This window comes from Streptomyces sp. NBC_00236 (assembly GCF_036195045.1).
In the GTDB taxonomy this organism is placed as follows: Bacteria; Actinomycetota; Actinomycetes; order Streptomycetales; family Streptomycetaceae; genus Streptomyces.
This window is the reverse complement of record NZ_CP108100.1, coordinates 1,441,037-1,454,150: the sequence shown is the minus strand read 5'-3', so window position 1 is coordinate 1,454,150 and position 13,114 is coordinate 1,441,037. Positions and strand designations below refer to the sequence as shown.

10 protein-coding genes are annotated in these 13,114 nt (G+C 72.1%); 7 read left to right on the top strand and 3 right to left on the bottom strand.

The genetic code is table 11. From position 1 onward, the window contains the following. The first annotated feature begins 26 nt into the window (after nucleotides 1-26). The 7 genes from OG446_RS06370 (at nucleotide 27) to OG446_RS06340 (ending at nucleotide 10,237) form a co-directional block, all read left to right on the top strand. Complete coding sequence (locus tag OG446_RS06370; RefSeq protein WP_328893102.1) at nucleotides 27-647, top strand: TetR/AcrR family transcriptional regulator; 621 nt, start codon at nucleotides 27-29, stop codon at nucleotides 645-647. A 283-nt stretch (nucleotides 648-930) separates the two neighbouring features. After that, nucleotides 931-3,183 carry a molybdopterin-dependent oxidoreductase gene (locus OG446_RS06365; RefSeq protein WP_328893101.1) on the top strand — a complete coding sequence of 751 codons (2,253 nt, stop codon included), beginning with the start codon at nucleotides 931-933 and terminating at the stop codon, nucleotides 3,181-3,183. Nucleotides 3,184-3,363: 180 nt separating this feature from the next. Next, the gene (locus tag OG446_RS06360) at nucleotides 3,364-4,782 is read left to right on the top strand and encodes a CitMHS family transporter (RefSeq protein ID WP_328893100.1); all 1,419 of its coding nucleotides are present in this window, start codon (nucleotides 3,364-3,366) and stop codon (nucleotides 4,780-4,782) included. A gap of 4 nt (nucleotides 4,783-4,786) precedes the next feature. Next, nucleotides 4,787-6,064, top strand: a complete 1,278-nt coding sequence (locus tag OG446_RS06355; protein ID WP_328893099.1) for an MFS transporter — start codon at nucleotides 4,787-4,789, stop codon at nucleotides 6,062-6,064. Between the two features lie 133 nt (nucleotides 6,065-6,197). After that, nucleotides 6,198-7,556: an ABC transporter ATP-binding protein gene (locus OG446_RS06350; protein WP_328893098.1), complete on the top strand. Its 1,359-nt coding sequence runs from the start codon at nucleotides 6,198-6,200 to the stop codon at nucleotides 7,554-7,556. Between the two features lie 153 nt (nucleotides 7,557-7,709). After that, nucleotides 7,710-9,104: an aldehyde dehydrogenase family protein gene (locus OG446_RS06345; protein ID WP_328893097.1), complete on the top strand. Its 1,395-nt coding sequence runs from the start codon at nucleotides 7,710-7,712 to the stop codon at nucleotides 9,102-9,104. 53 nt (nucleotides 9,105-9,157) lie between these two features. Beyond that, a complete protein-coding gene (locus OG446_RS06340; RefSeq protein ID WP_328893096.1) occupies nucleotides 9,158-10,237 on the top strand; it encodes a Zn-dependent alcohol dehydrogenase in 1,080 nt (359 codons plus the stop codon). 212 nt (nucleotides 10,238-10,449) lie between these two features. On the opposite strand, the gene ppk2 is transcribed toward OG446_RS06340, so the two are convergent. The 3 genes from ppk2 to OG446_RS06325 all read right to left on the bottom strand — a co-directional run bounded on the left by ppk2 (nucleotide 10,450) and on the right by OG446_RS06325 (nucleotide 13,054). Further along, nucleotides 10,450-11,367, bottom strand: a complete 918-nt coding sequence (ppk2, locus tag OG446_RS06335; protein ID WP_328893095.1) for a polyphosphate kinase 2 — start codon at nucleotides 11,365-11,367, stop codon at nucleotides 10,450-10,452. Continuing rightward, on the bottom strand, nucleotides 11,333-12,313 hold the full coding sequence (locus tag OG446_RS06330; RefSeq protein ID WP_328893094.1) for a DMT family transporter: 981 nt from the start codon (nucleotides 12,311-12,313) through the stop codon (nucleotides 11,333-11,335). Before OG446_RS06330 ends, ppk2 begins: the two co-directional genes overlap by 35 nt. Nucleotides 12,314-12,403: 90 nt before the next feature. Continuing rightward, nucleotides 12,404-13,054: a TetR/AcrR family transcriptional regulator gene (locus OG446_RS06325; protein ID WP_328893093.1), complete on the bottom strand. Its 651-nt coding sequence runs from the start codon at nucleotides 13,052-13,054 to the stop codon at nucleotides 12,404-12,406. Nucleotides 13,055-13,114 lie beyond the last annotated feature (60 nt).

Sequence of the window (13,114 nt, the reverse complement as noted above, 5' to 3'; positions counted from 1 at the left end):
CCCTCGCCGAGGAGGCCCACGGCATCATGGAACCCGTGCCCCATGCGAACACGAACCTCCGCCGCGCCCCCGTACAGCAGCGCAGCGCCGAGCGCCTCGCCCGGATACTCGACGCCTGCGCCGAACTCCTCGACGAAACCGGCTACGAGCAGCTCTCCACCCGGGCCGTGGCTGTGCGCGCCGGAGTTCCCATCGGCTCCGTCTACCGGTTCTTCTCCAACAAGCGGGCCCTCGCCGACGCCCTCGCCCGCCGTAACCTGGACAGCTACGCCGAGCGGATCACCGGCCGGTTGGTCACCATCCCGGCAGGCGACTGGCGCGGCGCCATCGACGCCGTACTCGACGAGTACCTGGCGATGAAGAGCGCCGTCCCCGGCTTCTCCCTCATCGACTTCGGAGCCCCCGCGCCCGACGGGGACCCGGCCGACGACGCCAACCAGCGCGTCGCGGGCAGGCTCACCGAACTGCTCGCCGGTCATCTGGACCGCGAACCCGACGACGATCTGCTGCGTTCCATCCTGGTCTGCGTGGAGGCCGCCGACGCCCTGCTCCAACTCGCGTTCCGCACCGACCCGTCCGGCGACCGGGCCATCGTCGCCGAGACCCGGGTGCTGCTCCGGGCCTACCTCGCGCGCGTACTGGAGTAGGGCCTCTCGTTCGGATCGTGCCGGGCCCGCGGGGTCCGGTGCGCGCACCTGCGGTGTTGTCGTCGGTCGCCAACGCTCCGCAGTGACTCCCTCCTCCGCCTTGCAACCGCACGCACCGGACCCCGCTCCCTGATCCGGCCGGATGCGAACGGGAGGCCCTGGCCGGGCCGGCCCCGCGGCAACCTTGTCGTCCCCGCACCTCCCCAGCATGCGTACCGGTCGGTATGCTCGGCCGTGCTTGCTCATGTCCGCGCGCCACCGCTGCCGCCGCCCGGGAGGGCCCATGTCGCACGACCCCAGCAGCTCCCGCACCGCTCTGCGCATCTGCCCGCTCTGCGAGGCCACCTGCGGACTCACCCTCACCATCGAGGGGGCCAGGGTCACCGGCGCCCGCGGCGACCGGGAGGACGTGTTCAGCAAGGGGTTCATCTGCCCCAAGGGCGCCTCCATCGGCGGTCTCGACGAGGACCCCGACCGGCTGCGCGCCCCCCTCGTCCGCAAGGACGGCGTGCTGACCGAGGCCAGCTGGAGCGAGGCCTTCGACGCGATCGCCCGCGCCCTGCCGGCTCTCGCGCAGGCGCACGGGCCGCAGGCCGTAGGCGTCGTCCTCGGCAACCCCAACGTGCACACCATGGCCGGCGCGCTCTACCCGCCCGCCCTGCTCGCCGCCCTGCGCACCCGGTCGCTGTTCACCGCGAGCACCCTGGACCAGATGCCCAAGCACGTCTCCAGCGGGCTGCTCTTCGGCGACCCGAACAGCATTCCGGTGCCGGACCTGGACCGCACCGACCACCTGCTGATGCTGGGCGCCAACCCCCTCGAATCCAACGGCAGCCTGTGCACCGCCCCCGACTTCCCCGGCAGGCTCAAGGCGCTGCGCCGCCGCGGCGGCAGCCTCACCGTCATCGACCCGCGCCGCACCCGCACCGCGCGCCTCGCCGACCGGCACGTGGCCATCCGCCCTGGCACCGACGCCCTCCTTCTCGCCGCGATGGCGCACGTCCTGTTCGAGGAGAAGCTCACCGACCCCGGCGCGCTCGCGGACCACGTCGAGGGCATCGACGAAGTCGCCGACGCGGTACGTGACTTCACCCCGGACGCCGTCGCCGCGGCCTGTGACGTGGACGCCGCGACCATCCGTACCCTCGCCCGGGAGCTGGCCGCCGCCCCCACCGCCGCCGTGTACGGCCGCATCGGCAGCTGCACCGTCGAGCACGGCACCCTCGCCAGCTGGCTCGTCGACGTCCTCAACGTCCTCACCGGCAACCTCGACCGTCCCGGCGGCGCCCTCTTCCCGCTCTCCGCGACCGCCCGGGCCCCGCGCCCCGCCGCACCCGGCAAGGGATTCGCCCTCGGGCGGTGGGCGAGCCGGGTCTCCGGGCACCCCGAGGCCAAGGGCGAACTGCCCATGTCCGCACTGGCCGAGGAGATCGGCACCCCGGGCGAGGGACGAATCCGCGCGCTCATCGTCCTGGCGGCGAACCCCGTGCTCTCCGCGCCCGACGGCGACCGGCTCGACACCGCGCTGGCCGACGGGCTCGACTTCATGGTGAGCGTGGACCCCTATCTCAACGAGACCTCCCGTCACGCGGACGTGGTGCTGCCCCCGCCGCCCCCCTCGCAGAGCGCCCACTTCGACTTCGCGTTCAACACCCTGGCGGTGCGCAACCAGGTCCGCTACACCCGCCCCGCCCTGCCGCTGGGCGAAGGCCTGATGGACGAGGCCGAGATCCTTGCCCGGCTCGTCCTCGCCGTCTCCGGGACGCACGGCGCGGAACCGGACGCCGTGGACACGATGATCATCGACCGGGCCCTCGGCAAGGCGGTCGCCGACCCGCTCTCACCCGTCCACGGCCGGGACCCCGCCGGCATCTCCGCCGAACTCACCGGCCGCACCGGGGCGGAGCGGCGCCTCGACCTGATGCTCCGCCTCGGCCCGTACGGCGAGGGCTTCGGCGCCGACCCCGACGGGCTGAGCCTGGAGCGGCTGCTCGCCCACCCGCACGGCATCGACCTGGGCCCCCTCGCTCCCCGCGTCCCGGAGGTCCTCACCACCCGGAGCGGGCGCGTCGAACTGTTCCCCGCCCCGATCGCGGCCGATCTGCCGAGGCTGCGCCGCGCCCTCGACGGACGTACCGACCCCGAAGCGCTCGTCCTCGTCGGCCGCCGCCATCTCCGCTCCAACAACAGCTGGCTGCACAACGTCGCCGCGCTCCGCGGCGGATCGAACGTCTGCACCCTCCAGATCCACCCCGAGGACGCGGCACGGCTCGGACTGACCGACGGCGCACCCGCCACCGTCACCGCGGACGGCGGCGAGCTCACGGTCCCGGTCGAGGTCACCGACGGCGTGCGGACCGGTGTGGTGAGCCTCCCGCACGGCTGGGGACACAACCGTCCCGGCACCCGGATGTCCGTCGCCTCCGCGCAGCCCGGCGTCAACGTCAACCAGCTCCTCGACGGCAGCCGCCTCGACCCGCTCTCCGGCACCGCCGTGCTCAACGCCATCCCCGTCACGGTGGCACCTGCGCGTTGACCCTCTCGTTGACCCGAGCGTTGACCCTCGCGTTGACCTGTGCGTTGCCCCGCGCGTTGACCTGGGGTTTTGCTCGTATTGCTCGCATGTCAACGTCTTGTTAACGCCATATGGCGCGCCCTAACGTCATCCGCACCGCCGGCTCCGGTGGGAGTTCAAGGGTGAACGATAGGTATCCATATGCTGACCATCCTCGGCTTTGCCATGATTGCGACCTTCCTGGTCCTGATCATGATGAAGAAGATGTCGCCGATCGCGGCGCTCGTGCTGATCCCCGCCCTCTTCTGCGTAGCCGTGGGCAAGGGCGCGCACCTCGGCGACTACGTCATCGAAGGCGTGGGCAACCTGGCGCCGACCGCCGCCATGCTGATGTTCGCGATCGTCTACTTCGGCGTGATGATCGACGTCGGGCTCTTCGACCCGATCGTCCGGGGCATCCTGCGCTTCTGCAAGGCCGACCCCATGCGGATCGTCGTGGGTACGGCGGTGCTCGCCGCGATCGTCTCGCTGGACGGTGACGGTTCCACCACCTTCATGATCACCGTCTCGGCGATGTATCCGCTCTACAAGCGCCTGAAGATGAGCCTGGTCGTGATGACCGGAGTCGCCGCCACGGCGAACGGCGTCATGAACACCCTTCCCTGGGGCGGCCCCACGGCCCGCGCCGCCACCGCCCTGAAGCTGGACGCGGGCGACATCTTCGTCCCCATGATCCCGGCGCTCGGAGTCGGACTGCTCGCCGTGATCCTGCTGGCCGTGGTTCTCGGCCGGCGTGAGCGCAAGCGGCTCGGCACTCTCACTCTCGACGGGGCCCCGGCGACCGTCACCGTCACGGAATCCGAGCCGGTTCTCGTCGCCTCGGGCGGCGGTGGCGACCGCCTGCGCAAGGGCACGGGCTCCGCAGGCGCGGGCGGCGCGGCACCCGACGAGGAGGCGGAGGCAGGGGCCGACGAGGGCTTCAAGGGCCTCGACCCCCACCGCGCCACCCTGCGGCCGAAGCTCTACTGGTTCAACGCCGGCCTCACCATCGCCCTGCTCACCGCGATGATCATGGAACTGATGCCGATCCCGGTGCTCTTCCTCCTCGGCGCGGCCCTCGCCCTCACCGTCAACTTCCCCCACATGCCCGACCAGCGGGCCCGGATCGCGGCCCACGCCGACAACGTCCTCAACGTCTCCGGCATGGTCTTCGCCGCCGCCGTCTTCACCGGCGTACTCACCGGCACCGGCATGGTCGACCACATGGCCGACTGGCTGGTCGGCGCGATCCCGGAAGGCATGGGGCCGCACATGGCCCTCGTCACCGGCGTGCTGAGCATCCCGCTGACGTACTTCATGTCCAACGACGGCTTCTACTTCGGAGTCGTGCCGGTGCTCGCCGAGGCCGGAGCCGCCCACGGCGTCTCCCCGCTGGAGATCGCCCGCGCCTCCCTGGTCGGCCAGCCCCTGCACATGTCGTCCCCGCTGGTGCCCGCCGTCTACGTCCTCGTCGGCATGGCCAAGGTCGAGTTCGGCGACCACACCCGCTTCACCGTCAAGTGGGCCGCGCTCACCTCCCTGGTGGTGCTCGGCGCCGGACTCCTGTTCGGGATCATCTGAGAACGTGACCACGACCGACACCACCGGGCCCGGCCGGAGCTGGCTGCTGCGCCTCGTCATCGCCTTCGCCTTCGCGCAGGGGGCGGTGTCGATGGCGCGGCCCGCCGTCTCCTACCGGGCCCTGGCGCTGGGTGCGGACGAACGGGCGATCGGCGTCATCACCGGGGTGTACGCGCTCCTCCCGCTCTTCGCCGCCGTACCGCTGGGACGCCGGACGGACCACGGAAGATGCGCACCGCTGCTGCCGCTCGGCGTCGTCCTGATCGCGGGAGGCTGCGCCCTCAGCGGCCGGGCCGGATCCCTGACCGCGATGGCGGCCTGGAGCGGAGTGATGGGGCTCGGTCACCTCTGCTTCGTGATCGGCGCGCAGTCGATCGTCGCCCGCCAGTCCGCCCCGGCCGAACAGGACCGCAACTTCGGCCACTTCACCATCGGTGCCTCCCTCGGCCAGCTCATCGGGCCGATAGCCGCCGGGTACCTGATCTCCGAACGCGACGGTGCCATGGGGCGTACCAGTGCACTCGCCCTGCTGGTCTCGGCCGCCGTCGCCGCCGTCTCCTTCACCTCGCTCTGGCGCATCGAGCACCGGACGGCCCCCGCGCGCCGCGGCCGGACCACGGCGGCCAAGGTGCCCGTGGGCGGCATTCTGCGGGCTCGCGGAGTCCCCGCCGGGATCTTCATCAGCCTCGCCGTGCTCTCCGCGACCGACATCCTCACCGCGTATCTGCCCGTCGTCGGCGAACACCGGGGCATCGCCCCCGCCACGGTCGGCCTGCTGCTCAGCCTGCGCGCCGCCGCCACCATCGCCTGCCGGCTGGTGATGACCCCGATGCTCCGGGCGCTGGGCCGGGCCGGCCTGCTCGCCTCCACCTGCCTGCTGGCCGGACTGCTCTGCGCCGCCATCGCCCTCCCCGTCCCGGTACCGGTGCTGGCCCTGATGCTCGCCGTCCTCGGTTTCTGCCTCGGAGCCGGGCAGCCGCTGTCGATGACCACCGTGGTCCAGGCCGCCCCGGCGGCCGCCCGCTCCACCGCCCTCGCCCTGCGGCTGACCGGCAACCGGCTCGGCCAGGTGGCGACGCCCGCCGCCGCGGGTCTCGTCGCCGGAGTGGCGGGCACCGCCGCCCCGTTCGTCATGCTCGGCGCGCTGCTGATCGTGGCCGCCGGCCTCGGCGCACGCGGCAGGGACGGCCGTGCACCGCGCCGGAGCGGGGCCCCGGAACCGGATCCGGCCGTTCCCGAGGGCGGGCCGGCGCGGGCCGGCCTCAACCGGAATCCCACCTGACACTTAGGTCTCCGCAGTCCCCATACGTCGCAACCTTTGCGCGAGTCATTCCCTCACCCTGCGCAGTGGGTTAATTTCAGGCCACTGCTGCCGCTCCCCACCGCTCCACCTTCATCCTCCCGGGCGGAACCACATGACTCGCGCCATCATTCTGAACAACGTAAGCAAGGCCTACGGACGCTCCTCGCGTGCCGTGGACCGCCTCTCGCTCTCCATCGACCCGGGCGAGTTCGTCGTCCTGCTGGGCCCCTCGGGGTGCGGCAAGTCGACCGTGCTCCGCATGATCGCCGGCCTGGAGGACGCCACCGAGGGCGAGATCCTGCTAGACGGTGAACCGGCCAACCACCTGACCCCGCGCGAACGCGGCATGGCCATGGTCTTCCAGAACTTCGCGCTCTACCCGACCATGACCAACCGGGCCAACATCGGTTTCCCGCTGAAGCTGGAGAACCCCCGCCAGGACCACAACGAGCGCATCGAGAACACGGCCAGGATGCTCGGCATCGAGAGCGTCCTGGACCGTCTGCCCGGCCAGCTCTCCGGTGGCGAGCGCCAGCGGGTCGCCATGGGCCGGGCGATCTCGCGTCAGCCCTCGGCGTTCCTCATGGACGAGCCGCTCTCCAACCTCGACGCGAAGCTCCGCAACCATCTGCGGGCCGAGATATCCCAGCTCACCAAGGAACTCGGCGTCACCACGGTCTACGTGACGCACGACCAGGCCGAGGCGATGTCCCTGGGCCACCGGGTCGCCGTCATGCGCGGGGGAGTGCTCCAGCAGGTCAGCCCGCCGCGCGAGGTGTACTCGCTGCCGGAGAACGTGTTCGTCGCCGCGTTCATCGGCACGCCGCGGATCAACCTGCTGCAGGCCGTCGTGCACGCACCGCTGGAGGGCCGGATGTCGATCGACCTCGGCCGCCAGCGCCTGCCGCTGCCCGAACCCCTCAGCCCCGACCACCAGTTGCTCCGCATCCAGCAGGGCCGGCGCATCATCGTGGGACTGCGCTCCGAGGCGGTCCGGATCGCCCCGCCCAGCCAGGCCCGCCCCGGCGAGGTCGCGCTCAGCGGCATCGTCGAGCACGTCGAGTACCAGGGGCACGAGGCGCTCGTCCACCTCAACACCGGTTCGCAGCCCGCGGTGGTGCCGGACCTGGAATCGGCCCGCCCGGACCGCGGCGCCCTACGCAGACGCCGTGGCGGCCAGGGCGGGGTCGGCGTCCTGGAGCGCCTCAGGGAGCGCGCCACCGGGCTGACGGGATCGTCCGTCGCCGTCCTCGACGACCCGGCGAACGATCCGTTTCCGCCGGGCGTGCACAGCCCCGACCGCCCCGCGGTCACCTCCAGCGACCTCGTCGTCCGCACGGGTCCGGACATGCGACTGCGCACCGGGGGCCAGGTCCCGCTCCTGGTCGACCTGGCGCACCTGTACGTCTTCGACCACCAGGGCCGCCGGATCTGCCCGCTGCCGAAGGACGTCCCGGGCCTGGAGGTGTAGGGCGGCGGTATACCGGGGCCGGCCCGCCGCTCGCCTCCCCCGGGCGACGGGCGGGCCCCGGCACGTGACGGACGTCTCTGGCGCCAGAAAACTAACGGCGCTAGTTTAGGGCACGGACGACCTCGTCCGTCACCGCGTCCGGGAGGAACAGCCATGAAGGCCCATGACGGTATGTACATCGGCGGCGCATGGCGGCCCGCCGCCGGCACCGACACCGTCGCGGTGGTGAACCCGGCGGACGAGCAGGTCATCGCGCACGTCCCTGCGGGCACCGCCGAGGACGTCGACGCCGCGGTACGTGCCGCCCGCGCCGCGTTCCCCGGCTGGGCCGCGACCCCGCCCGCCGAGCGGGCCGCCCGGATCGGCGCGCTGCGCGATGTGCTGGCCGCCCGCAAGGACGAGATCGCCGAGACGGTCACCGCGGAACTGGGCTCGCCGCTGCCGCTCTCGCAGATGGTGCACGCGGGTGTGCCGGTGCTGGTCGCAGGTTCGTACGCCGAACTGGCCGCCACGTACGCCTTCGAGCAGCGGCACGGCAACTCCACCGTCTTCCTGGAGCCCGTCGGCGTGGTCGGCGCGATCACCCCGTGGAACTACCCGCTGCACCAGATCGTCGCCAAGGTGGCCCCCGCGCTCGCCGCCGGCTGCACCGTCGTCCTCAAGCCCGCCGAGGACACCCCGCTCACCGCGCAGCTCTTCGCCGAGGCCACCGAGGAGGCCGGTCTGCCCGCCGGTGTCTTCAACCTGGTCACCGGCCTCGGCCCGGTCGCCGGACAGGCGCTCGCCGAGCACGAGGACGTCGACCTGGTCTCCTTCACCGGCTCCACCGCGGTCGGCCGGCAGATCGGTGCCACGGCGGGCGGTGCGGTCAAGCGCGTCGCGCTGGAGCTCGGCGGCAAGTCCGCCAACGTCATCCTGCCCTCGGCCGACCTGGCCAAGGCGGTCAACGTCGGCATCGCCAACGTGATGTCCAACTCCGGCCAGACGTGCAGCGCCTGGACCCGGATGCTGGTGGACGCCGAGCGGTACGAGGAGGCCGTCGCCCTCGCCGCCGCGGCCGTCGCCAAGTACGTACCCGGCGAGCGCGTCGGACCCCTCGTCAACGCCAAGCAGCAGGCCCGGGTGCGCGGTTACATCGAGAAGGGCATCGAGGAGGGCGCCCGCGTCGTGGCCGGCGGCCCCGAGGCGCCGCTCGCCACCGGGTACTACGTCAGCCCCACCGTGTTCGCCGACGTCACCCCGGAGATGACCATCGCCCAGGAGGAGATCTTCGGCCCGGTCGTCTCCATCCTGAAGTACGAGGACGAGGCGGACGCACTGCGCATCGCCAACGGCACCGTGTACGGGCTCGCGGGCGCGGTCTGGGCCGCCGACGACGCGGAGGCCGTCGCCTTCGCCCGCAGGATGGACACCGGCCAGGTCGACATCAACGGCGGCCGCTTCAACCCGCTCGCCCCCTTCGGCGGCTACAAGCAGTCCGGCGTCGGCCGCGAACTCGGCGAGCACGGTCTCGCCGAGTACCTCCAGACCAAGTCCCTCCAGTTCTGAACGACCCCTTGAGTCCGCAGAGTCCGCGCCCCCGATCAGCAAGGAGCCAGTCCGTGGTCCGCGCCGCCGTACTGTCCGCCGTCGGAGCTCCGCTGGAGATCACCGACATCACCCTGCCCGAACCCGGCCCCGGCCAGGTGCGCATCCGCCTTGCCGCCGCCGGGGTCTGCCACTCCGACCTCTCGCTGTCCAACGGCACCATGCGGCTGCCCGTCCCCGCCGTCCTCGGCCACGAAGGCGCGGGTACCGTCGTCTCGGTGGGCGAGGGCGTCGGCCATCTCGCCCCGGGCGACGGCGTCGTCCTCAACTGGGCACCGTCCTGCGGCAGCTGCCACCACTGCGGCATCGGCGAGGTCTGGCTCTGCGTCAACGCCCTGGCCGGTGCGGCGAACATCCACGCCCACACCGCGGACGGCACCGAACTGCACCCCGGGCTGAACGTCGCCGCCTTCGCGCAGGAGACCGTGGTCGCCGCCAACTGCGTGCTGCCCGCCCCGGACGGCATCCCGCTCACCGACGCGGCCCTGCTCGGCTGCGCGGTGCTGACCGGGTACGGCGCGGTCCACCACAGCGCCCAGGTCCGCTCGGGCGAGTCCGTCGTCGTGTTCGGCATCGGCGGCGTCGGCCTCGCCGTGCTCCAGGCCGCCCGGATCGCCGGCGCCTCGAAGATCATCGCGGTGGACGTCTCCCCGGAGAAGGAGGACCTCGCACGCCGGGCGGGTGCCACGGACTACGTGATCGCCTCCGCCACCACGCCCCGCGAGATCCGGGGGCTCACCGGCGGACAGGGCGCGGACGTGGCCGTCGAGTGCGTCGGCCGGGCCGCCACCATCCGCAGCGCCTGGGAATCCACCCGCCGCGGCGGCCGCACCACGGTCGTCGGCATCGGGGGCAAGGACCAGCAGGTGACGTTCAACGCCCTGGAGATCTTCCACTGGGGCAGGTCCCTGACCGGGTGTGTGTACGGCAACAGCGACCCGGCCCGCGATCTGCCGGTGCTGGCCGACCACATCCGGGCGGGCCGCTTCGACCTCTCGATGATGGTCACCGAACGGATCGCGCTGGACGGCATCCCGGCGGCCTTCGACAACATGATCGCAGGCAAGGGCGGGCGCGCCCTGGTGGTCTTCTAGGGCGTGTTTCGGAAGTCCCGCCTGCTCGGCGACGCCTGGCACTTCCCCGAGCTCTCGGCTTCGCTCGAGCAGGGGAGGCCCCCTTGCTCGCCGCGTTGTCGGGATCACCCCGATACAACCAGTATCGGGGCGACCCTCCGCCTTGCGATCGCACGCACCAGACGCCGCCGAGCCCGCCCTCCGGGCGGACGGCGCTACTTCCGAAACACGCCCTAGCCGTCTTCCGGCCGGCCTGCGGTGAGCCGCCCCGCCTCGGTCTCACCCTGCTCGAAGAGCCGGGAGGCCGGACCCACGATCAGCGGGTCCGGCTCCCCGGCCACCGCCGCGTCCCTGTCCGGGTAGTCGAAGCGGTGCAGGACGTGCCGGATGGCCTCCAGCCGGGCCCGCTTCTTGTCGTTGCTCTTCACCACGGTCCACGGAGCGTCCGCCGTGTCCGTGTGGAAGAGCATCAGCTCCTTGGCCTCGGTGTACGCGTCCCACTTGTCGAGCGACGCGAGGTCGACCGGGCTCAGCTTCCACTGCCGCACCGGATCGGTCTGCCGGCTCATGAACCGCCTGCGCTGCTCGTCGCGCGAGACGGAGAACCAGAACTTCACGAGATGGATGCCGTCACGGGCGAGCATCCGCTCGAACCCCGGGGCCTGGTGCATGAACTCGAGGTACTCGGACGTCGAGCAGAAGTTCATCACCCGCTCGACACCCGCCCGGTTGTACCAGGACCGGTCGAACATCACGATCTCCCCGGCGGCCGGCAGATGTGCCACGTACCGCTGGAAGTACCACTGGGAGCGCTCGCGTTCGGTGGGTTTCTCCAGTGCCACCACCCGCGCACCACGCGGATTGAGGTGCTCGGTGAACCGTTTGATGGTGCCGCCCTTGCCGGCGGCGTCGCGCCCCTCGAAGAGGATGACGAGCCGTTCGTCGTGCTCCTTGATCCAGTGCTGGAGCTTGAGCAGCTCTATCTGCAGGGCCCGCTTGGACGTGTCGTAGGCCTTGCGGCCGAGTTTGGAGGTGTACGGGTAGTCCTCGCGCCAGGCGTCACGGGCCAGGCCCGGCGCCACCAGCACCGCAGACCCGGCGGCCCCCTTCGCCTTCCTACGGCCGGTCCGCTGCTTGGCGCTCCGCGTCATGAGGGGTTCCTTCCACCGGCTGGGCGGGATTCTTCCGCGTCGCACCAGTCTGCGGACGCTTCCGGGAGACCGCCACCCCGGCCAGGCAGAGCAGTCCGCCGGTGACGGTGAGCAGCGCGGGCACCTCGTCCAGCAGCAGCCACGACATCAGCACCACGAGTGCCGGCACCGCGTAGGTGGTGGCGCCCATCCGGCCCGCCGTGGTGCGCGCGAGCGCGTAGGCCCAGGTGGTGAAGGCCAGCGCGGTCGGGAAGATGCCCAGGTAGACCATGTTCAGGGTCGCCGACAGGGGTGCGTCGGCCGCGTCGGAGACCAGCGCGCCGGCGAACGGCAGGCACGCCGCAGTGCCGACCAGGCAGCCGAACGTGGTGATCTGGAGCGCCGAGCCGTGCCGGAGCGCGGGCTTCTGGCCGACGACTCCGCCCGCGTACGCGACGGCCGCCAGCAGGCAGAGCAGCACCCCCAGCACCGAGGAACTCCCGTGACCCGACATGGAGAGCCCCACCACCGCGGCGCCCGCGAAGGACACGCCCATGCCCAGCAGCAGCCGTCGCGGCAGCCCCTCACCGAGCAGCCGGGCGCCGAGCAGGGCGATCAGCAGGGGCCCGATGTTCACGACCATCGCGGCGGTCCCGGCGTCCACCTGCTGCTCGCCCCAGTTGAGCACCACCATGTACAGGCCGAACCACAGCAGCCCCGACCAGAGGATCCCCGGCCAGACCGCCCGTGAGGGAAGACCCTCCCGCCGCAGCAGCAGGAGGGTGCCGAGCGCCAGGGAGCCGGCCAGCAGCCGCCCGAGGGCCAGCGCGCCGGGGGAGTAGGCCTCGCCCGCGCTGCGGATGGAGACGAAGGCGGAGGCCCAGAGGATCACGGTGGTGCAGGCGGCGGCCGTGGCCCGCCAGTCACGGTGTTCCGGAGGGGTGGCGGAGGAGGGCGGTGTCGTCATGGAGCCGACCGTAGAGCCAGGACGGTTCGGTGCCCACCGAATTGTCGTGGGCCCGGTGCGGCGCTCTGCCGCCGGGTCCGGCGCCGCGCGCTACCGCACCTGCTGCGCGGGCGGGGCGTACTGCAGGGCGAGCCCGTCGATCAGTGCCCGCAGTCCCGTCTCGAAGGCCCCCTCGTCGACCTGCTGGCGGCGCTCCGCGAGCAGATGGGCCTGGCCCAGGTGCGGGTAGTCGGCCGGGTCGTACGCCGTCTCGTCGTCCACGAATCCCCGGGCGAACGAGCCGAGGGCCGAGCCGGTGATGAAGTAGCGCATCAGGGCGCCGATGTACGTGGCCTGGGCGGGCGGCCAGCCGGCGCGGACCATGGCGCCGAACACCGCGTCGGCGACCCGCAGGCCCGCCGGGCGGCGGCCGGGGCCCTGGGCGAGCACCGGGACGATGTGCGGGTGCGCGCTGAGCGCCGCACGGTAGGAGACGGCCCAGTCGTGCAGGGCGGCCCGCCAGTCGCGGGTGTCGGACTCGTCGAACATCGACAGGTCGACCTGCGCGGAGACGGAGTCGGCGACCGCGTCCAGGATCTCGTCCTTGTTGCGGAAGTGGTTGTAGAGCGACGGCCCGCTGACCCCGAGCTCGGCCGCGAGGCGGCGGGTCGAGACGGCGTCGAGCCCTTCGGCGTCCACGAGGGCGCTCGCCGTCTCGACGATGCGGTCTCTGCTGAGAAGGGGCTTGCGCGGGCGGGCCATGCGGCACATAGTAGGCCCTGCATCCCTAAAACTAGCAGTGCTAATTAAAGTGAGGGTCGA